This is a genomic window from Nocardia vaccinii NBRC 15922, from assembly GCF_001613305.1.
Lineage (GTDB): Bacteria > Actinomycetota > Actinomycetes > Mycobacteriales > Mycobacteriaceae > Nocardia > Nocardia vaccinii.
The window spans coordinates 23,083-42,311 of record NZ_BDCC01000007.1 but is presented as its reverse complement, the minus strand read 5'-3'; the positions used below and the strand labels follow the sequence as shown (position 1 = coordinate 42,311).

The 19,229-nt window shown below is 66.1% G+C and carries 18 protein-coding genes; 11 read left to right on the top strand and 7 right to left on the bottom strand.

Features of this window, described 5'->3' with window-relative positions; genetic code table 11:
• Positions 1-416: 416 nt before the first annotated feature.
• A complete protein-coding gene (gene tcmP, locus NV1_RS02985) occupies positions 417-1,457 on the top strand; it encodes a three-Cys-motif partner protein TcmP (protein WP_067885236.1) in 1,041 nt (346 codons plus the stop codon).
• Here tcmP and NV1_RS02980 read toward each other — a convergent pair.
• A complete protein-coding gene (locus NV1_RS02980; RefSeq protein ID WP_067885234.1) occupies positions 1,447-2,190 on the bottom strand; it encodes a DUF5131 family protein in 744 nt (247 codons plus the stop codon). The two genes, tcmP and NV1_RS02980, sit on opposite strands and share 11 nt — an antisense overlap.
• 406 nt (positions 2,191-2,596) lie before the next feature.
• Between NV1_RS02980 and NV1_RS02975 the strand changes: the two genes are divergently transcribed.
• Positions 2,597-3,070 (top strand): NUDIX domain-containing protein, encoded by a 474-nt coding sequence (locus tag NV1_RS02975; protein ID WP_067885232.1) that lies wholly within the window; start codon positions 2,597-2,599, stop codon positions 3,068-3,070.
• A 135-nt stretch (positions 3,071-3,205) separates the two neighbouring features.
• Here NV1_RS02975 and NV1_RS43165 read toward each other — a convergent pair whose 3' ends face one another.
• Both NV1_RS43165 and NV1_RS02965 read right to left on the bottom strand, forming a co-directional pair.
• Positions 3,206-3,811 (bottom strand): hypothetical protein, encoded by a 606-nt coding sequence (locus NV1_RS43165; protein ID WP_157116460.1) that lies wholly within the window; start codon positions 3,809-3,811, stop codon positions 3,206-3,208.
• Positions 3,812-4,204: 393 nt separating this feature from the next.
• Complete coding sequence (locus NV1_RS02965; RefSeq protein ID WP_067885229.1) at positions 4,205-4,669, bottom strand: MarR family winged helix-turn-helix transcriptional regulator; 465 nt, start codon at positions 4,667-4,669, stop codon at positions 4,205-4,207.
• Positions 4,670-4,794: 125 nt separating this feature from the next.
• Between NV1_RS02965 and NV1_RS02960 the strand changes: the two genes are divergently transcribed.
• Positions 4,795-5,763, top strand: a complete 969-nt coding sequence (locus NV1_RS02960) for an alpha/beta hydrolase (protein ID WP_067885228.1) — start codon at positions 4,795-4,797, stop codon at positions 5,761-5,763.
• A 191-nt stretch (positions 5,764-5,954) separates the two neighbouring features.
• Here NV1_RS02960 and NV1_RS02955 read toward each other — a convergent pair whose 3' ends face one another.
• Both NV1_RS02955 and NV1_RS02950 read right to left on the bottom strand, forming a co-directional pair.
• Entirely contained in the window at positions 5,955-6,449 is a 495-nt protein-coding gene (locus NV1_RS02955; protein WP_067885226.1) for a MarR family winged helix-turn-helix transcriptional regulator, read from the bottom strand.
• Positions 6,450-6,535: 86 nt separating this feature from the next.
• On the bottom strand, positions 6,536-7,714 hold the full coding sequence (locus tag NV1_RS02950; protein WP_067885224.1) for an alpha-hydroxy-acid oxidizing protein: 1,179 nt from the start codon (positions 7,712-7,714) through the stop codon (positions 6,536-6,538).
• Positions 7,715-7,913: 199 nt separating this feature from the next.
• Between NV1_RS02950 and NV1_RS02945 the strand changes: the two genes are divergently transcribed.
• Complete coding sequence (locus NV1_RS02945; protein ID WP_067885757.1) at positions 7,914-8,906, top strand: NAD(P)H-quinone oxidoreductase; 993 nt, start codon at positions 7,914-7,916, stop codon at positions 8,904-8,906.
• A 181-nt stretch (positions 8,907-9,087) separates the two neighbouring features.
• Here the strand turns inward: NV1_RS02945 and NV1_RS02940 are convergent, their stop codons facing one another.
• On the bottom strand, positions 9,088-10,290 hold the full coding sequence (locus tag NV1_RS02940) for a cysteine desulfurase-like protein (protein ID WP_067885222.1): 1,203 nt from the start codon (positions 10,288-10,290) through the stop codon (positions 9,088-9,090).
• A gap of 371 nt (positions 10,291-10,661) precedes the next feature.
• Here NV1_RS02940 and NV1_RS02935 point away from each other — a divergent pair, with 371 nt between their 5' ends.
• The 7 genes from NV1_RS02935 to NV1_RS02905 all read left to right on the top strand — a co-directional run bounded on the left by NV1_RS02935 (position 10,662) and on the right by NV1_RS02905 (position 17,072).
• On the top strand, positions 10,662-11,252 hold the full coding sequence (locus tag NV1_RS02935; protein ID WP_067885756.1) for a bacterial proteasome activator family protein: 591 nt from the start codon (positions 10,662-10,664) through the stop codon (positions 11,250-11,252).
• A gap of 33 nt (positions 11,253-11,285) precedes the next feature.
• The gene (wzm, locus tag NV1_RS02930; RefSeq protein WP_084525017.1) at positions 11,286-12,179 is read left to right on the top strand and encodes a galactan export ABC transporter permease subunit Wzm/RfbD; all 894 of its coding nucleotides are present in this window, start codon (positions 11,286-11,288) and stop codon (positions 12,177-12,179) included.
• An 8-nt stretch (positions 12,180-12,187) separates the two neighbouring features.
• Positions 12,188-13,003, top strand: coding sequence for a galactan export ABC transporter ATP-binding subunit Wzt/RfbE (gene wzt / locus NV1_RS02925; RefSeq protein WP_067885220.1), 816 nt, complete (start codon positions 12,188-12,190; stop codon positions 13,001-13,003).
• Positions 13,000-13,962 carry a galactofuranosyltransferase GlfT1 gene (glfT1, locus tag NV1_RS02920; protein ID WP_067885218.1) on the top strand — a complete coding sequence of 321 codons (963 nt, stop codon included), beginning with the start codon at positions 13,000-13,002 and terminating at the stop codon, positions 13,960-13,962. The genes wzt and glfT1 overlap by 4 nt, the downstream gene beginning before the upstream one ends.
• Positions 13,963-13,991: 29 nt before the next feature.
• Positions 13,992-14,879, top strand: coding sequence for a hypothetical protein (locus NV1_RS43160; RefSeq protein WP_157116458.1), 888 nt, complete (start codon positions 13,992-13,994; stop codon positions 14,877-14,879).
• 644 nt (positions 14,880-15,523) lie between these two features.
• Complete coding sequence (locus NV1_RS02910) at positions 15,524-16,372, top strand: SDR family oxidoreductase (protein ID WP_067885216.1); 849 nt, start codon at positions 15,524-15,526, stop codon at positions 16,370-16,372.
• A gap of 94 nt (positions 16,373-16,466) precedes the next feature.
• Positions 16,467-17,072, top strand: a complete 606-nt coding sequence (locus NV1_RS02905) for a TetR/AcrR family transcriptional regulator (RefSeq protein WP_067885214.1) — start codon at positions 16,467-16,469, stop codon at positions 17,070-17,072.
• A 203-nt stretch (positions 17,073-17,275) separates the two neighbouring features.
• Here NV1_RS02905 and NV1_RS02900 read toward each other — a convergent pair whose 3' ends face one another.
• The gene (locus tag NV1_RS02900) at positions 17,276-19,180 is read right to left on the bottom strand and encodes a glycosyltransferase (RefSeq protein WP_067885212.1); all 1,905 of its coding nucleotides are present in this window, start codon (positions 19,178-19,180) and stop codon (positions 17,276-17,278) included.
• Between the last annotated feature and the right edge of the window lie 49 nt (positions 19,181-19,229).

The window sequence follows — 19,229 nt, the reverse complement described above, 5'->3', positions numbered from 1 at the left end:
AGCCAAAGGATTCCTCTGTATGCAGCAATAGAGTTCGATGGGTGATTGACGTGTGGGACTTGCGATGATGCTCCGTCCGCAACTCGTCCGCAGCATCACCGAACCCGCCCGGCACCAGCCAACTCAACCAACGCCGAAAACTGCAGGTCGAGTCGCATCACCAACACTGCCAACATCCACCCGAACAGGGCAAACACCCCGCGATCTTCGTTCGGGACGAATAGGTCACGGCAGCATCTCCCAACCCTGGCTACACTCTCGCGATTCGAACAAGTCTCGAACAGCAGCTGTGAATCATTCAGCGCAACACGGCAATTCGTGCAAACTGCGCACGCAAGCCGCGTGGCGAGTCCTACCCTGAAAGGGCTGGGCCTTGACTCGACCTCGGCCTCGCAGGGGTGACAGGGGAGGCCGGCATGGCGCGGCAATGGTCCTACTGGACGAACAACAAGCTGTTGATCCTCGGCGACTACGTCAACGCGTTCAACATCGCATCGAAGTCAGCCAAAGAGACGGTCTACCTGGACCTCATGGCCGGGCAACCCGAGAACATCGCACGGCACACCGGCGAGAGAATCGACGGATCGCCGCGGCGCGTTCTGTCAGCCGACAACGGGTTCACCCGACATGTCTTTTGCGAGCTACCGGACCGTGCCGAGCAGTTGGAAGCGATTCTGCGACAAGACTTTCCAGACAAGAATTTCCGCAGCTTCCCAGGTGACTGCAACCGAACGATCGACAGCGTCCTGGCGTATCTACGCCCTTTCAACCGCGCTCCGATGTTCGTGTTCATCGACCAGCAGGCAGCTGAGATCGAGTGGTCGACAATCGTGAAGGTCTCCCAGTTCAAGGGACCGACCGCCCGAACGAAACCCGAACTGTGGCTGCTGGTCTCACCGACCTTCATTGCCCGCGGGGTGCGCGGCACCAACAGTGAACGGTTCCGCGAGAAGGTCACTCGCTTCTACGGCACCGACAAGTGGCTGAACATCCAGACCGCACGTGAACGCAACATCATCACTCCTGACCAGTATCGCGACGAGATGACCAATCTGATCCGCTTCCGGCTCGCCCAACACCTCAGCTACCGATACACCCAACGTATCCCGATGCGGATGCGGAACCGGACCACCATCTACGACATGGTCTTCGCCACCGACCACTACGCCGGCGACAACATCATGAAAAGCCTGTACGCGAAGGCCGCCATGAGGGAACCCCAAATGATGGCCGAAGCCAAGCAACTGGCGAAGATCGAGCAGGAAGAGAAAACCGGGATGCTGACACTCTTCGCTCCCCCGGTCGTCAAACCCGATGTCGCCGGCAGGGTGCTGTGGCAGCCCGAAGACTACTGGTGGCCCTCCAGCAGAGAATGGTGGACCGCGCACAGCCAGCAAAAACCACAGGCCGCCCGTGCACGGTCACCGATATTCGAGGATCGCAACATCAAGCCGTGAGTACGGGCATCTCGTCCCAGAGCCGCCCGTCCAACTCGCGGCCCAGGGCCTTCGGTGTCCGTCCTCCCCACTGTTTGAAGAAGAACGGCACGTCAGCCGTGTCACAGGCGTCGCGGATATCGCGCACCCATTCCGGATCCATCGGCCGATGCCCTACCCCGGACTCGCCTCCGGCGATAACCCATCCAATACCGTCCAGCCGCAGACCGTCGAGCGGGCCGAGTAGCGGCTCGCACGAGAGGAACCGCACCGCCGCGGGCACCTCCCGCAGATGGTCGACACGGTCGAGGTGGTCGGCGTTCTCCACCGAGACACCCAGCCACATGTTCGCAGGCCACTCTAGTTGCCCAGCGAGCCGACGAAGACGCAACGCGCGCTTGGTCAGGACCTGGTAGGTGTGCTGCGGCGTCTCCCGCATGACGTCGAACACGTCACGGATGTAAGTGACCGGCACTTTGGCATGGAACAGGTCGGACATCGAGTTCACGAAGACCACGCGTGGCGCTCGCCACCGCCGTGGGATATCGAGCGCCTGGGGGTGCAGAGTCACACCGAATCCCGGCCCGGACGTGCGTGGGTCGCCATCGGACTGGTACTTCTCGGCACCCATTGCCTTGAGCCGCTTCGCTAGCACCATTGCATAGCAGTGATCGCAGCCAGCCGAAACGCGATCGCAGCCCGTCACCGGGTTCCATGTCGCCTCGGTCCACTCGATCGCCGACTTGTCTGCCATAACACCCCTCCTCCCAAGTTTTGCTTGACATTAGTTCTATCGAGACGGCCGGGACCGACGTTCCGACCGCAAACCCCTCGGAGCCGCAAGGCTGCTGCGAGCCCGCAACGAGCCCGCAGCAGCCCCCGACGTCGCCAATCTCACCAACGTCGCCAACGATCAAATCGCCTGGTCAGCTCGCTTGCTCAACACTCGCCAACAACAACATGATTCGCCCAAACGTCGAGACAAACGACCTTGAAAACCGTCGTGGTTCACGCCACCGTGGGTTCAAATCCCACACCCACCGCAGGTTTTCTCCCGCTGAACAGGTCGTTCGCAGCGATCTTGTGCTGGCGCGCTCCATCACCGGAGCTTTCGGAATCTTCTCGAGGCGTTCGATTCGGCGAACTGAAAGGGCAGTTTTGTGGACCCTGTGTTGCTCGAACGACTCACCACCGACGCGATCTGCGACGGGGTCCAGCAATTGGTTGTCGGTGCCGTTGTCCAGCACAGCAACAGAGTGCTGCTGCTTCAGCGGCCCGAAGACGACTTCATGGGCGGGATTTGGGAATTGCCCAGCGGGAAAGCCGAACGCGGCGAAACCCTCGATCGAGCTCTGATCCGCGAGGTCGAGGAAGAAACCGGTCTCGATGTCACTGTCGTGCGCAGCTACCTCGGCAGCTTCGACTATCAATCGGGCAGTGGGAAGAAGTCGCGCCAGTTCAACTTCGCGGTCGACGTGGCCGGTGCTGATCCCGTGCGGCTCCAGGAGCACGACGCCTACGCCTGGACCGCGCTCACCGAGGAGCCGCCGGTTACGGATGCGGTTCGGCAGGTGCTCGCCGGGTACCGCGCGCTCCAGGAGCAAGCAGCGGCAGAAGGCTCTCGCAATCGATAGCTGCGGCTGGTGCTGTTCCCCAGTCCGCCATCTATCGGCAGAGACCGCAGAACAGGAGACGTTCGCCTATCGACAGTGCGGTTCGGCTGAATGAGCCATGAATATGTGTCGCGCGCCCGAAGGACTCGTCCCGGCTCACGAATGGCTGCTGTGCGGGCGCAGGCCGAGGCCGCCGCGGTGGATGGTCGTTTTGGTCAGTAGGCCGCCCTTTTCGTCGATGCTGCCGGTTCGATAGATGACCGAGGGGCGGCCGTCGATCAGGTACGGGGTTGTGTAGGTGCCGTCGCGGACCAGGGTGCCGATTGCGGGGGCTGCCACTCGGTTTCGGACCGAGAAGTAGTACCACATGGCCGCGCCCAGCGCGCCACCAGCAAGACCTGCGGCCGCGTAGGTGGCGACGTCTGTGGCGTCGCCGAAGTAGTCGTCGGTGGCGTCATCGCATTCGCTGTCGTCCACGCGGAGTCCGGTGACAGCGTTGGCGCATACGGCGGCGAAGTCCGCGTCGAGCTCGAGGTCTTCGGATTGTGGGGGCGTGGTTTCGGTCGTGGTCTGCGGAGTCGATGGTGGCGTGGCCGATCGGAGCGGCGGCGTTGTCGCCGGTTGTGTTGTCTGCGTTGTGGTTCGGGTAAGCCAGTTGCTCGTGGTAATAGGCGATTCCGGACCGGCTGTCGTCGAGTCCGGACCACAACCGGTGACGAAGTACAGACTGGCTACGGCAGGTACCAGCACGAGTGTCGGCACAAGGCCGTGCTTTCGACAATCTGACATGGGACGGGTTTTCCCCCATTCGTTCGATGCCGCTCACTCGTTCCGCGACTGCGGGGCAGTACCTTCGACGACTCCTGCCCGCTATTACCCCGCGAATCTTCGGCCGAGGTAAGGGCCGACCAGACGGAAACTTCGGGGGCCGAAGACCCTTGCACCGCAGAAACTTTGCGCGTTCGGGCACGGACTGCCGATCACACTCCCCTCAGCCGGTGAGCGGGAACGGGGGGCGACACCCCTGAGCGCTCGACACACCACGCTTCGAAGCAGCTACAACCGGCGTGGTGATCGCGTCGAATGCACAGTGCCGCAACTTTGCCGCTCGAGCTACGCGGCCAATCCCGCCCGCAGAATTCCGACGGGCCCGGGTCAGCGTCGGGTCGAGACGTTGATCGTCAACTGGCGCAGGATTCGTTTGGCTTCGGCGAAGTCGTTGTCCGGCAATGCCATTGCCGCGCCTATGGCGGCGGGGATTTCGCGGGCCCGGTCGCGCAGGTCCGCGCCGTGGGGGGTGAGGCTTACCCGGACGGTTCGCTCGTCTTCGGGGTCGCGTTCGCGGCGGACGAAACCCGCTGTCTCCAAACGCTTGACCAGGGGCGTCAACGTGCCGTAGTCGAGTTGGAGGGCCGCGCCGATGTCCTTGACGGGGACGGTGTCGTGTTCCCAGAGAACCAGTAGGACCAGGTATTGCGGGTAGGTCAGGCCGAGGTTCTCGAGCAGGGGGCGGTAGCGCTGAGTGACCGCGCGGGAGGCCGCGTAGAGGGCGAAGCAGAGCTGGTCGTCCAGGAGCAGGGAGAACTCCCGCGGCGGACCCTCGCCGGGGTTACTGGTCATCGCGCCGACGCTACATCGCCGATCGAGCTATTTCAACGGGAACGTTTTGCTTGCGCACAATGTAATTGCACGCTAGGTTTTGCGCAGCGGGGATCCACCCGGGCCCCACGGAGGAGGAGCAAGAGATGTCGGAGTACACGCCCGTCGCGCCGGTGCTCGAGCAGGCCGCGGCCGAGTTCGCCCAGGCCACGTCGAAGCCGCCGTTCCTGTATCAGCTGCCGGTCGACGAAGGGCGCAAGACCGTCGACGAGGTTCAGGCCGGGGAGATCGCGAAGCCCGCGATCGACGAGGAATGGGTGACCGTCCCGGGTGGGCCGACCGGTTCGGTCGAGGCTCGAATCGTACGGCCCGCAGGCGCCGAGGGCACTCTGCCGGTCATCATCTACATCCATGGGGCCGGTTGGGTTTTCGGTGACGCGCACACGCACGACCGCCTGGTTCGCGAACTCGCGGTCGGCGCGAATGCCGCCGTGGTCTTCCCCGAGTACGACCGCACACCCGAGGCTCGCTACCCCGTCGCCATCGAGCAGAACTACGCCGTCGCGCAGTGGGTCGTCGCCGAGGGGGCGGCGAAGAACCTGGACGCCGGCCGGATCGCCGTGGCCGGTGACAGCGTCGGCGGCAATATGACCGCCGCGCTCACGCTGATGGCCAAGGAGCGCGGCGACGTCCCGCTGGTCGCGCAGGTCCTGTTCTATCCGGTCACCGATGCGAGCTTCGACACCGGCTCCTATCACCAGTTCGCCGAGGGCTACTTCCTCGCACGCGAGGGGATGAAGTGGTTCTGGGATCAGTACACCACCGATGAAACCGAGCGTGCCCAGATCACCGCCTCACCGCTGCGCGCCACTCTCGACCAACTCGCCGGACTTCCCCCGGCGCTGGTCATCACCGGCGAGGCCGACGTCCTGCGCGACGAGGGCGAGGCCTACGCCGGCAAACTCCGCCAGGCCGGAGTTCCGGTCACCGCCATCCGCTACCAGGGCATCATCCACGATTTCGTCATGCTCAACGCCCTGCGCGGCACCCACGCCGCGGAGGCCGCCATCACCCAGGCCATCACTACGCTGCGAAATGCCCTGGGCACCAACTGATCACCATCCCCGGTGGTTCGCAACAGCACAGCCGGCCACCGGGGACCTCAGGCCGCTCACGCCATACCCGGCCGACCAGTATCGGGGCCCGGCTATTCGGCCCCTTCGCTCGCATCGCGAAGCGCGGCAGGCTGTACAGGTATGACCATTCCCGAGAAACGGGTCAACGCCGGCTTCCTCGGAGAAGTCGGCTATTTGGTGTTGCGGTCGGAGAGTTCGGCGTCGACCAGTTCGAAAACCTCGGCTATGACGCGGAGTTGGGTGGGGGTGAGCAGGTCTACGAAGTCGCGGCGGACTTCGGTTACATGGCCGGCGGAGGCGGCGCGCAGGCGTTGCATACCCTCGTCGGTGAGGTGAGCGCGGACGCCTCGGCCGTCCTCCTCGCAGGAGGTGCGGCGGACCATGCCCGCGGATTCCATGCGCCGGATCTGGTGTGTGAGACGGCTTCTGGAGGACAGGACGCCGTCGGCGAGATCGCTCATCCGGAGAGAACGGTCAGGAGCTTCGGACAGCAGCACCAGAATGCGGTACTCGGCGACGCTCAGGTCGCTGTCACGCTGAAGCTGACGATTCAGTTCCGCCATCAGGCGCTGATGGCCGTCCATGTAGGCGCGCCAGGTCCGCTGCTCGGCCGAGCTGAGCCACCTCGGCTCTGCCGCCGTGCGACCGCTCGGTTCCTCGATCATCCGGACAGTCTATTTGCCGGGCCGATCCGCACCGACACCTCAGGGGCCGGTCCACGTCACGATCGTTGGGCGGCCCGGCCCGTTCTTCAGTTCGGCGCGCTCCGCAACACGCTGCGATCCAGGTCGGCGGGACGGCGGAAGCCCGAAAGTCCCATCGATGCGTCGAAATCGGCCAGCAGCAGGCGCAGGGCGTGGCGGACGCCGTCGCGACCGGCCAGGCCGAGGCCGTACGCCCACGGACGTCCGTAGAGCACGGCCTTCGCCCCCAGCGCCAGAGCGATCATGACGTCCGAACCGGTGCGCACGCCCGAATCGAACAGGACGTCGGCCCGGTCGCCGATCGCGGCGACGATCTCGGGCAGGGCGTCCAGTGCGGCGATCGAGCCGTCGACCTGGCGGCCGCCATGATTGCTCACCACGACAGCGTCGGCGCCCGCATCGATCAGTTCGCGGGCGTCGGTGGGATGCAGGACGCCCTTCACCGCGATCGGCAGATCGGTCCACTCACGCAACCGCCCGATGTCCGCGGCACGCAGGGTGTGGTTGCCGAACAGTCCCACCCAGGTGAGCACGGCTATCCGCATGGCCTCCTCGCTCTCCTCCGGCGGGGTGGCGAGTTTCGCGCGGAAGACGGGGTCGGAGAGGTAGTTCGCGATGCCCTTGCCCTGCAGGAAAGGCAGATGTCCGAGTTCGAGATCGCGTGGGCGCCAACCCATTCCGGGAGTGTCGGCGGTGACGACGATGGCCCGGGCCCCGGCCCCGGCGGCCCGTTCGACCAGTGATCGGGCCAGATCGTGATCGTTGGGCCAGTACAGCTGGTACCACCACGCGCCCGCGGCCGCACCGACCTCCTCGATCGGTGTGGAGGACGCGGTCGACAGGACCATGCCGACACCCAGTTCCCGGGTGACCTCCGCGACGAGCGTCTCACCCTGTTCGCGCAGCAGCTCCAGCACACCGATCGGCGCGGTGAGCACCGGCGCCGCGAGCTTCGTGCCCAGCACCTCGACCGACAGCTCCCGCCCGCCGGGACCGCTCGTCCCGCGCCACATCCGCGGCACCAGCCGATGCCGATCGAAGGCGGCCGCATTCGCCGCCGCGGTCCGCTCCGCCGAGGCGCTGCCCGCCACATACGCGTAGGCCACCGCATCCAGCTGCTCGCGCGCCCGCCGCTCCAACCCCGCGGCCGACATCGGCAGCTCCGGAACCACGCCGGACAACCCGGCCAGATAGATTTCGTTCTGGAAGTCGGCGAAGCTGCTCATTCGGGCAACGCTAGCCTGCCGCGTCGGCCCGCGGATCGGGTATCCGCACCCGCGACGCATCGAATTCCAGCGGCCCGGCGCAAGCCCCCTGAACTTCACCGTGCGGACAGCCTGCGCATCCGCGTGGACGCGGCTCGGCGGTGCCACCCGGGTGGGCCCGGGACCGCATCGGAGGCCGGCGCAGTCCACAATGAGCGTCATGTATGCGATCGAGCTGGACGGCTTCGGGGGGCCCGAGGTGATGCGGTGGGCGCAGCGTCCCGACCTGCCCGGTCCAGCGGCCGGGGAGGTGCTGGTCGACGTCACCGCGGCGGGGGTGAACCGGGCGGATGTGTTGCAGCGGCAGGGGTTCTATCCACCGCCGCCGGGGGCCGGCGAAACCCTCGGGCTGGAATGTTCGGGAGTGATCGCGCAGGTCGGGGATGGCGTGCGGGATTGGCACCCCGGTGATCGGGTGTGCGCGCTGCTGTCCGGGGGCGGATACGCCGAGCAGGTGGCGGTTCCGGCGACGCAACTGCTGCCGGTGCCGGAGGGGATGGATCTCGCTGTGGCAGCGGCACTTCCGGAGGTCGCGGCGACCGTCTGGTCGAATCTGGTCATGCGGGCCGGACTGCACGCCGGGCAGCTGCTGCTGATCCACGGCGGCGGCAGCGGGATCGGGACGCACGCCATTCAGGTGGCGGTCAGCCGGGGCGCACGGGTCGCGGTGACGGCCGGATCGCAGGGAAAGCTCGATCGCTGCAAGGAATTCGGCGCGAGCATCCTGATCAATTATCGCGAGGAGGATTTCGTCGCCACTCTCGCCGAATTCGGCGGCGCGGACATCATTCTCGACAATATGGGCGCGGCGTATCTGGGCCGCAATATCGAGGCTCTCGCCGACGACGGCCAGTTGTGCGTCATCGGTATGCAGGGCGGGGTCAAGGGCGAGATCAATCTGTCCACGCTGCTGGGTAAGCGCGGCACCGTGCATGCCACCAATCTGCGCAGACGCCCGGCCACCGGACGATCCAGCAAGGCCGAGATCGTCACCGAACTACACCGCAATCTGTGGCCGCTGATCGCCCAGGGCACCGTAGTCCCGGTCGTGCACGCCGAACTCCCCGTCACCGAGGCCGCCGCCGCGCACGAACTGCTCGATTCCGCGGAAACCGTCGGCAAGGTCATCCTGCGGATACGCGAGGAGGACTGACCCGCAACCGCGCCGAACCCGTCGTCTTCGGCACAACGCGACAACTGATTTCGCAACAACATGGGTAACTCGTCGGGCACGCCCGAACACCGACCACACCCCCAACCGCCGGCCCGAAGCGAAAATCTCGAGGCACCCGACGGCACGCTGAAATCGCGGAGAGGCGGGCGAGCGCCTTACCTCAGTCCAGCGAGGTGAGCGCCCGGCCGAGCTGGTCGATCTCGAATTTCGTTGTGTACGGTGCCAATCCGATGGTCACCGCGCCGCCCTCGTCGTTCACGCCCAGCGCGTCGAGCAGACGACTCCCGCCGTGCGCACCGGACAGCGTGCCGATGCGCAGATCGGCGAGTTTCGCGGACACCTTCTCGGCCTGCAATCCGGAGATGGTGAAACTCACCGTCGGGATACGGGTGGAGGCCCGGCCGATGACGGTCAGGTTCGGGATGCGATCGAGCACCTCCATGAGGTGCTCGAACAGGTGATCATGATAGTCCTGCAGCGAGGTGATCGACATCTCGAGCCGCTCCCGCCGGGAGCCGGTGGCCTGCTCGTCCAAACCGGCCAGATAGTCGATCGAGGTGGTGAGTCCGGCCAGCAGCGCGTACTGATGCCCACCGACCTCGAGCCGCTCGGCGCCCTTGGCGTACGGATTCAGCGACATCGACGGAATCCGGTCCAGGAAGGCCGGATCGCGGAACACCAGCGCACCGATCTGCGGACCACCCCACGCCGGAGCCGACAGGGCGACCACGTCGGCGTTGAGATCGTCGATATCGATCAGCGCGTAGGGCGCGGCGCCGAAGCAGTCGGCGACCAGCAGCCCGCCGACGTCGTGCACGCGATCGGCGGCCACCCGCACCGACGGGGCCGAACCGACGATCGGCGAGGCGGCGGTCAGCGCGACCAGGCGCGCGGTCGGCCCGATCAACTCCTCGAACTGCCAGGCCGGCATCTCACAGGTCTCGATCTCCACCTCGGCCCAGCGCACGTGCGCCCCATACCGATTCGCGATCCGCAGCCACGGCGCGACATTCGCCTCGTCGTCCAGGCGCGAGAGCACGATCCCGGTGCCCAGGCCGAGCCGGGAGCTCAGCGATTCGGCCAGCCAGGCCAGCAGGACCGCCCGATCCGGACCGAGCACGACGCCCGCCGGATCACCGCCGACCAGGTCCGCTACGGCCTCTCGGGCCGCGTCCAGGATGGCGCCGCTACGCCGGGCGGCGGCATGGCGATTCGTGTGCGAAAAGGCCGACGTGCGGAAACCCGTTGAGACGGCACGCGATACCGAATCCGGAACAAGCATGCCCGCCTGCGGGTCGAGATGGATCCACCCGTCGCCCAGGGACGGTATGAGGCCCCGAACCCGTGCGACGTCGTAAGTCATGCAGGCCACTCTAAGCGCAGGGGGCAAGTCGGCGTAACCGTGTTCACGGCAAACGACCGGTCGCACACTGACGAGGGCAGTGCCGCGGAACCCGCGCCGAGCGGGCTACCGGGTGGGAGATCACGCAACATGGGTAACCGACTTTCAGCAAACCGAGCACCACATACGATGCGGACACGACCGCCACAGAATACTGTGTTCAATTTGCCTCCGCTTCGCTCCGGCTGTTCGCGGCCCCCGAGGTCTCACCGCTCGGCCCCATGTCTCGTTCCCCACACCCGCCACGCCTGCGAACGGCGCGACGGGCCGCGAACCCGCCTACCCGCCTACCCGCTTAGCGCATCGCGCTCGAACCGGACATGATGGAGGCCATGACGCACTCGGACGGAGAATCGGATTCCATCGTGGTGATCGGACCCGACGGCCAGCCGCTGGTCGTGCCTGCCAGTTCCCGCGGTGCATCGCCGCTCACCGGCCAGGTGGTCGGCGAAGGCGCTGCCGGGGTCGGCGAAGAGGAGGCCAAGGAGGAGTCGCTGGCCGATATGGTCGAGCAGCCCGCCAAGGTCATGCGGATCGGCACCATGATCAAACAGCTCCTGGAAGAAGTGCGGCACGCGCCACTCGACGATGCCAGCCGCACCCGGCTGCGCGAGATCCACAAGACCTCGATCCGCGAACTGGAACAGGGCCTGGCACCGGAGTTGCGCGAGGAACTGGAGCGGCTGGCGCTGCCGTTCGGCGAGGGCACCATCCCCTCCGACGCCGAATTGCGCATCGCCCAGGCCCAGCTGGTCGGCTGGCTGGAGGGTTTGTTCCATGGCATTCAGACCGCGCTGTTCGCGCAGCAGATGGCCGCCCGCGCGCAGCTCGAACAGATGCGTCACGCACTCCCGCCCGGAATGCACGTTCCGCGCGAGGGCGGTCAGCAGGGGTCCTCGGGAGTCAGTGGCCAGTACCTGTAGAGCGGCATCCGTCTTCCGCTACAGTCGAGCACTGTGCCTGCAGCTGCCCCTGCCGAGTCGGCGGTCGCCGAACAGAGCCCGGCCGACGTCTCGGTAGCCATAGTGTCCGATTCCCAATCGTTCCGGCGTGCGTTCAAGGATCTGCGCGACGGCTTCTCCCAGCGTGAGCTATGGCTGTCGCTGGGCTGGCAGGACATCAAACAGCGCTATCGGCGATCGGTCCTGGGCCCGTTCTGGATCACCATCGCGACCGCGGTGCAGGCGGGCGCGATGGCGGTGCTCTATTCGACACTGCTGGGTCAGGACCTCCGGGCGTACGTGGCGTATGTGACGGTCGGCCTGATCACCTGGAACATCATCCAGAACAGCATTCTGGAGGGCTCGGAGATCTTCATCGCCAATGAGGGGTTGATCAAACAACTCCCGTCGGCGTTGAGCGTGCACGTCTACCGGCTGGTGTGGCGGCAGCTGCTGTTCTTCGCGCACAACCTGATCATCTACGTGATTCTCATCCCGGTCGCGGGCCTGTGGCATCACCTGCATTGGAGTGTGCTGCTGGCGATTCCGGCGATCGCGTTGATCTTCCTCAACGCCATGTGGGTGACGTTGGTGTTCGGCATCTTCGCCACCCGCTACCGCGATATCGCGCCGATCCTCAGCAGTATGACGCTGATGCTGTTCGTGCTGACGCCGGTGATGTGGAATACCAAGTCACTCGCCGATCACACCGGCGCGATCGGCGAACGCGCCCGGCTGATCGAGATCATTCCCACCTATCACTATCTGGAGATCGTGCGTGCCCCGCTGCTCGGTGAGCCGTCGAGCCTGCTGAGCTGGGTTGTGGTGCTGGGCATCACCGTGGTGGGCTGGGCGGTGGCGATCCTGGCCATGAAGCAGTTCCGTTCTCGCGTCCCGTACTGGGTGTAAAGGGCCATATGACCGAGCGAGTGAGCATCGAAACCCATGACGCATGGGTGGAATTCCCGATCTTCGACGCCAAGTCGCGATCGCTGAAGAAGGCGTTCCTGGGCAAGGCGGGCGGCGCGATCGGACGCAATCAATCCGACGTGGTGGTGGTCGAGGCGCTGCGCGAGATCACCCTGTCCTTCTCCGAGGGCGATCGCGTCGGGCTCGTCGGGCACAACGGCGCGGGCAAATCGACTCTGCTGCGGCTGCTTTCGGGGATCTACGAACCCACCCGCGGCAGTGCGCAGGTGCGCGGGCGGGTCGCGCCGGTATTCGATCTGGGCGTGGGCATGGATCCGGAGATCTCCGGATACGAGAACATCATCATTCGCGGGCTGTTCCTCGGACAGACTCGCAAGCAGATGCTGGCGAAGGTCGACGAGATCGCCGAATTCACCGAACTCGGCGAATACCTGAGCATGCCGCTGCGCACCTATTCGACCGGTATGCGGGTGCGCCTGGCGATGGGCGTGGTGACCTCCATCGACCCGGAGATTCTGCTGCTGGACGAGGGTATCGGCGCGGTCGACGCGGATTTCCTGAAGAAGGCGCGCAACCGGCTGCGCGATCTGGTGGCCCGCTCGGGCATCCTGGTATTTTGCAGCCATTCCAACGAATTCCTCGCCCAGCTCTGCGATTCCGCGATCTGGATCGATCACGGCACCGTGCGGATGCGCGGCGGCATCGAGGAAGTGGTGCGGGCCTACGAGGGTCCGGAGGCCGGTGACCACGTCGCCCAGATACAGCGCGAACTCGCACGGGAACTGGAGCACAATCGTTCATGAGTGATCAGGTCTCGGGTGACGGCGCGCAGCTGTCCGGCCCCGGTCCGACGTCCCGGATCGTCGCGGTGGTCGTCACGCACAAGCGTCGCGAACTGCTCGCCGAATCGCTGAAGGTGCTCACCGCGCAGACACGTCCGATCGATCACCTGATCGTCGTGGACAACGCCAACGAGCCCGAGGTCGGCGAACTGGTGCGTGAGCAGCCGGTGGAGTCGACCTATCTGGGTTCGGAGCACAATCTGGGCGGCGCGGGCGGTTTCGCGCTGGGCATGCTGCACGCGCTGACGCTCGGTGCGGACTGGGTGTGGCTGGCCGATGACGACGGACGTCCCGAGGGGCCCGAGGTGCTGGCCACGCTCGCGGACTGCGCGACGGCGCACGGCCTGGCCGAGGTGTCCCCGGTGGTCTGCGATATCGACGATCCGGATCAGCTGGCCTTCCCGCTGCGCCGCGGTGTGGTGTGGCGGCGCCGGCGTTCGGAGCTGTACACCTCCTCGGAAAGCTCGGACGGCGAGGAGGATCTGCTGCCGGGTATCGCCTCGCTGTTCAACGGCGCGCTGATCTCCGCTCGCGCGGTGGACGTGATCGGCGTGCCGGATCTGCGGTTGTTCGTACGCGGTGACGAGGTGGAGGTGCATCGGCGTCTGGTGCGTTCGGGTCTGCCGTTCGGAACCTGTTTGCGCACGGCCTATCTGCACCCCAACGGGTCCGCGGAGTTCAAGCCTATTCTGGGCGGACGCATGCACACCCAGTATCCGGACGATCCGGTGAAGCGGTACTTCACCTACCGCAATCGCGGATATCTCATGGCACAGCCCGGTATGCGAAAGCTGTTGCCGCAGGAGTGGGCCCGATTCTCGTGGTTCTTCCTGGTACAGCAGAAAGATCCGGCGGGTCTGCGAGAATGGTTGCGCCTGCGGCGGCTCGGGCGGCGCGAGCAATTCCACAAACCCGGTTAGACCAGCACTTTCTTTGGAGGCACGGCGTCGTGAGCGAACCACCCTACGGGCAGCCTTGGCAGCCGAACAGCCCACAGCCGAGTCCCGGTGCGCCGCAGTCGCCCAACGGACACAGCACGCAGGGCACACCGCAGCCGCAGACCGGTCCGGGGCAGACCGCGGTGCCGCAACCGGGTTACCCACAGCCGCAAGGTAATTCGGTGCCGGGCTATCCGCAGGTCGGCTATCAGCAGCCCGGTTACCCACAGCCGCAGAACATTTCCTCGCCCGGGATTCCGCAGCCGGGTTACCCGCAGCAGGGCGTTTCCCAGCCCGGCTATCCGCAGCAGGGCGTTCCGCAGCCGGGTTACCCGCAGCAGGGCATTCCGCAGCCCGGCTATCCGCAGCAGGGCATTCCGCAGCCGGGATACGGTGCGCCGAATCCGGGTGCGCCACAGCAGTTCGGTGGTCCGGCGAATCCCTACGGCGGGCAACCCGCTCCGTACCCGCAGCCGAACTACGGTGCGCCGCAAGCGGATTTCTTCCAGCCGCAGCCCGGACCGCCCGGAATCGTGGTGGAGGCGTCGTACTTCCCGATGCAGGCCCTGCTCGCGCTGAGCAGCCCGAGGATTCTGCTGAACGGGCAGGAGGTGCCCGGAGCACGTTGGGGCACAACACATATCCCGGTCGGCGCGGGTCAGTACCACGTACAGGTCAAGACCAAGTGGATCTGGGATTTCGGTCCGGGTGACGCGGTCGTACCCGTCGCCGACGGGCAGAGCACCAAGGTCTACTACCGCTCACCGGTGATGTGGATGCTCAAGGGCGCGATCGGCCCGGTACCGCAGAAGACGCCCGGCGTCACGGCCATGTACATCATCTGGGGCGTCCTGGCGGTTCTGATCCTGCTCGAGCTCTTCGTCGGCCTGGCCGCGTAAGCAGCCGCCGCAAAATTCCGTTGCGGTCCGGATAAGGGACTGCGACAGTAGGTATCACAGTTCAGCAGCCATCGAAGGGCAGGAGGTGAGATACGTGAAGGCGAATTTCCGGTCAGGGGGGACCGGGCTGCGAGGTGGTGAGGCGACCCTCGTTGCCACACCCATCTCCCTCCGCTTCCCGTTGCGCTGAGTCCTGCGCGCGGCGACCGGACCGCCCTACCGGCCGGTCGCCCGCGACACCTCTCTCCGTCGACGCGACCCCTGTCCGCACGGCTGGAATACAGCCGTTTTCGCTGGGTATGCACGGCTGTTCGATACCGGCTGGGTCCCGGCCCGCGCGATCCCTGCGGATTATCCGCAAGGGGAGCGAACGCATCGCGACACCCACCGGGCTCTCGCGTGCGCGCTGCCGCGGGCGGATACCAACATCGGTGGCCTGTGCACCGGTGAACTGATTCTCCGCCATCCGATTTCGCCGAATCCGTCCGATAGTCCGGTCGAGCTCGCGCAGTGTGACGTTATATGCAACTGATTGCATAGTCACCGACTGTGGCTTAGTGTGCGTTTCAGGTCGATCCGGACACCGGCGGCGGCTCATTCGAGATCATCGAGTGGGAGCGACGCCGAGAAGATTGGAGACAGGCATGACGAACGCAGCAAAGCCGCTATCGGGCAGGACCATGATCATGTCCGGCGGCAGCCGGGGCATCGGACTCGAGATCGCCAAGCGTGCCGCCACCGACGGGGCCAATATCACCCTGATCGCCAAGACCGATCAGCCGCATCCCAAGTTGCCCGGCACCATCCACACCGCCGCCGCGGAACTCGAGGAAGCGGGCGGCGTCGTGCACAAATTCGTCGGCGATGTGCGCGATGACGAGGGCGTTGCCCGCGCGGTGCAGGAGACCGTGGACCGGTTCGGCGGTATCGACATCGTGGTGAACAACGCCTCCGCGATCGATCTCGCGCCCACCGAACAGCTGTCGATGAAGAAGTACGACCTGATGCAGGACATCAACTGCCGCGGCAGTTTCCTGCTGTCCAAACTGAGCATTCCGGCGCTGCGGGCCTCGGCCGAGGCCGACCGCAACCCGCATATCCTGACTCTCTCGCCGCCGCTGAACCTGGACCCGAAGTGGGCCGGCGCCTCGCTCGGCTACACCATCGCCAAATACGGAATGTCGCTCACCACACTGGGTTTGGCCGAGGAACTGCGCAAGTACGGCATCGGGGTGAACTCATTGTGGCCGCGCACCACCATCGCCACCGCGGCGGTCCGCAACCTGCTCGGCGGCGACGAAATGGTCTCCACCTCGCGCACTCCCGACATCTACGCCGACGCCGCGTACCTGGTGCTGACCTCACCCGCCAAGAGCGCCACCGGCAACTTCTACATCGATGACGAGGTACTCGCCGAACACGGCATCACCGACCTGGACAAATACCGGGTGACCCCGGGCGGCGGACCGCTCACCACCGACCTGTTCCTCTGATCCGGTCCGCGCCCGGACGCCGTGCCAGGTCCGGGCCGGACTAGTCTGGGGTGCCGTCAGCGATGGACTTCCCGACCGAGGAATGCACTGGTAGATGGCGCCGCCCCGCAAGCACGACACCGACGCGATCCTGGACGCCGCCCGCAGCCTGGTGCTGCGGGACGGTCCACGCGCGGCCAGCGTCGCCGCGATCGCGGCGGCCAGTGGTGCGCCGGTCGGCACGCTCTACCACCGGTTCGGCAACCGCAACGGCGTCCTCGTCGCGACCTGGATTCGGGCCCTGGAACGTTTCCAGGCCCGCGCGCTCGCCGCGGCCGAACATCCCGACGCGCTCGAGGCAGCGGTCGGAATGGCAGTAGCGGCAATAGTTTTCGCCCGCAACCTGCCCGAGGACGCGCGCCTGCTGCTGCAGCTGCGCCCTCGCGACCTGCTCGACGGCGAACCCGAATCCGATTTGCGCCACCGGCTCGAGCAGATGAACGCCCCCCTCGTCGCCCACATCCAGCGCCTCACCCGAGAGCTGTTCCACAGCACCGACCCTCGCGATCTGGACCGCGTGGCCAATGCCGTGGTCGACCTCCCCAACGCCGCCCTGCGCCGCCACGCCCGCCAAGGGAAACTACCCTCTTGGCTCGAAGACGACGTCGCCGAGGCAGCCCGAATCCTCTTGACCGCCAGCCGGCCCCGCGACGACAACTGACCTCGCGACCACGAGTTCCGCCGCCCACGGCAGGACACCCAGGATCACCTGCGTTCCGCACACCCCGAGCAATGCCCACTCCGAGGCCGCTCCGCTCCGCCACCCCGGGCCTGCACTGACCGGAGCAGAGAGGGGAGGGGCGGGGTTGGAAAAGGTCCCCGCCCCGCCGCAGCGAAGCGGAGGCCGAAGCTACAGCACCGAAATTACAGCTCGTACAAGCGTTCCCAGTTTTCCCGGCTGGTGAGTTCGGGCATGGCGGTGCGGTATTGCCGGCTCAGGGCGGGGAGTTCGCGGCGGAGCCGGCGCAGGACGCGGATGGTGCGCAGCAGCAGGGCGCGAGCCTTGGCCTTGTCCCGCTTGCGGATTCGCACACCGGACTGGGAGGCGTCGGTGACCATGACGTGGTTGAACAGGGCCACGTGCCACCAGTGCGCATCCTCGCGGGTGACGGCCTTGAGGCCCGGCTGGGTACGGCCGGTCCACTGCTGGATCGCACGCTTGATCAGCACCAGGACCGGGCGGCTGGGATCGCCGACGTCGCGGCGCACCTGGATGTCGGCGGACCGGACCGGAGCCGTCGCGGCCGGATGTTTGACCGTCTCCTCGTACTCCGAGCGAGTCCCGCGCGCGGCGGCGAGGGCCGCGATTCCGCCGTCCCGCAACACCTTCGGGCCCTTCAGGAAATCCTCGATGCCCTGCAACGTGGTGTGCACCAGGCCGTACTGCATCGCGACGAGGTGTTCGGCCAGAGTCCGGAATAGTTGGCGGGTAACGACTTTGGGATCCAGGTCGGTATGCATCGACCCGACGATGAGCGAGTTGCGCATGCTGAAATAGCGCGCCCAGTCGTCGTAGTCCTTCCAGTAGAAGTCCGCGTGCCACACCGCGGCGTTCGGCAGCGTCACCGTCACGAAACCCGCCTCGCGGGCCCGGATGCCGTATTCCACGTCGTCCCACTGGAAGAAGATCGGCACCGGAAGCCCGATCCGGTCCACCACCTCGGCCGGGATCAGGCAGGTCCACCAGGCGTTGTAGCCCGCGTCCACCCGGCGTTCCTGATTGCGTTTGAGCATGCTGGTGTTGCGCAACGCCTTGGGCACCTTCTGACCGTGCCTGAGCTCGCCCAGATGCACCTCCTCCGCGCCGACGTTGAGGTAGTCGGGGTTGAGCAGGAACAGCATCTGCGCGCCGACCAGTGTCGGCTCCACGGTCAGATTGGCGAAAGCCTGAAGTCGCACAACGGTTTCCGGCTCGCAGAGGATGTCGTCGTCCATCAGGATGATGTCGGCGTGCTCGGAATCGGCGAAACTGCCCGGCGCGGACACCTCGTACAGGCCGCGCGTGAAGCCGCCCGCGCCACCGAGATTGGGCTGGCGGATGTAGTGCAGCTTCTCGCCGAACCGCGGCGCGGTCTCCTGGTACAGCGGACGGTTCTGCACCAGATCGGTGCCCTGATCCACCACGTACACCGCGGTCAGCGCCGACAGCACCACCGGATCCGAGGCCAGTGCCGCGACGGTGTGCGCGCAGTCCTCGGCTCGGTTGAACGTGCAGATCGCGACGGCCAGCGGGCGCACGCGTTCGGGGGCGGGTGCGCTCCAGGCCAGTTCGCTGATGCCGAGTTCGCCACCTACAGCGTCGAATTCGAGCCACAGCGCACCGCCGTCGACGTACTGGTCCAACGGTGCGCGCAGCACGACCCGGCCATCGCTCGACACGTCGGCGGAGTCGATGATGCGGCGGTGCCCGGCGATATCGGAGGCCGCCAGCCGGATGCGCGCCCGATCACCCACCTCGAGGGTCATCGCGACCTCGACCTCGGTCACGGTGGTCCACCGCTGCCAGTAACTGGCGGCGAACCGGCCGAAATAGGTGTTGGTATGCGCGCTGACCCCTTTGTCCAGCCGTAACGACAGCCGCTCACGCCGTGATTTGCCTTTGACCACCGCATACAGTTCGTCGCTGATCTTGGGCGCGGGGCCGGTGAACACGCCGCGCGCCAGCACCAACCGGTCCGGCGCGAGGTTTTCCGCGGCCCGCACCCCCGGCGTGGGGGCGACGGAGCGCCGGTCGTTCTCGGTCACGGCCTGACCAGCCGACTGTTCCATACTGGATTTCCCTCTGTGTTTCGTCTGCTCGGTGATTCCTGTGCGGCGG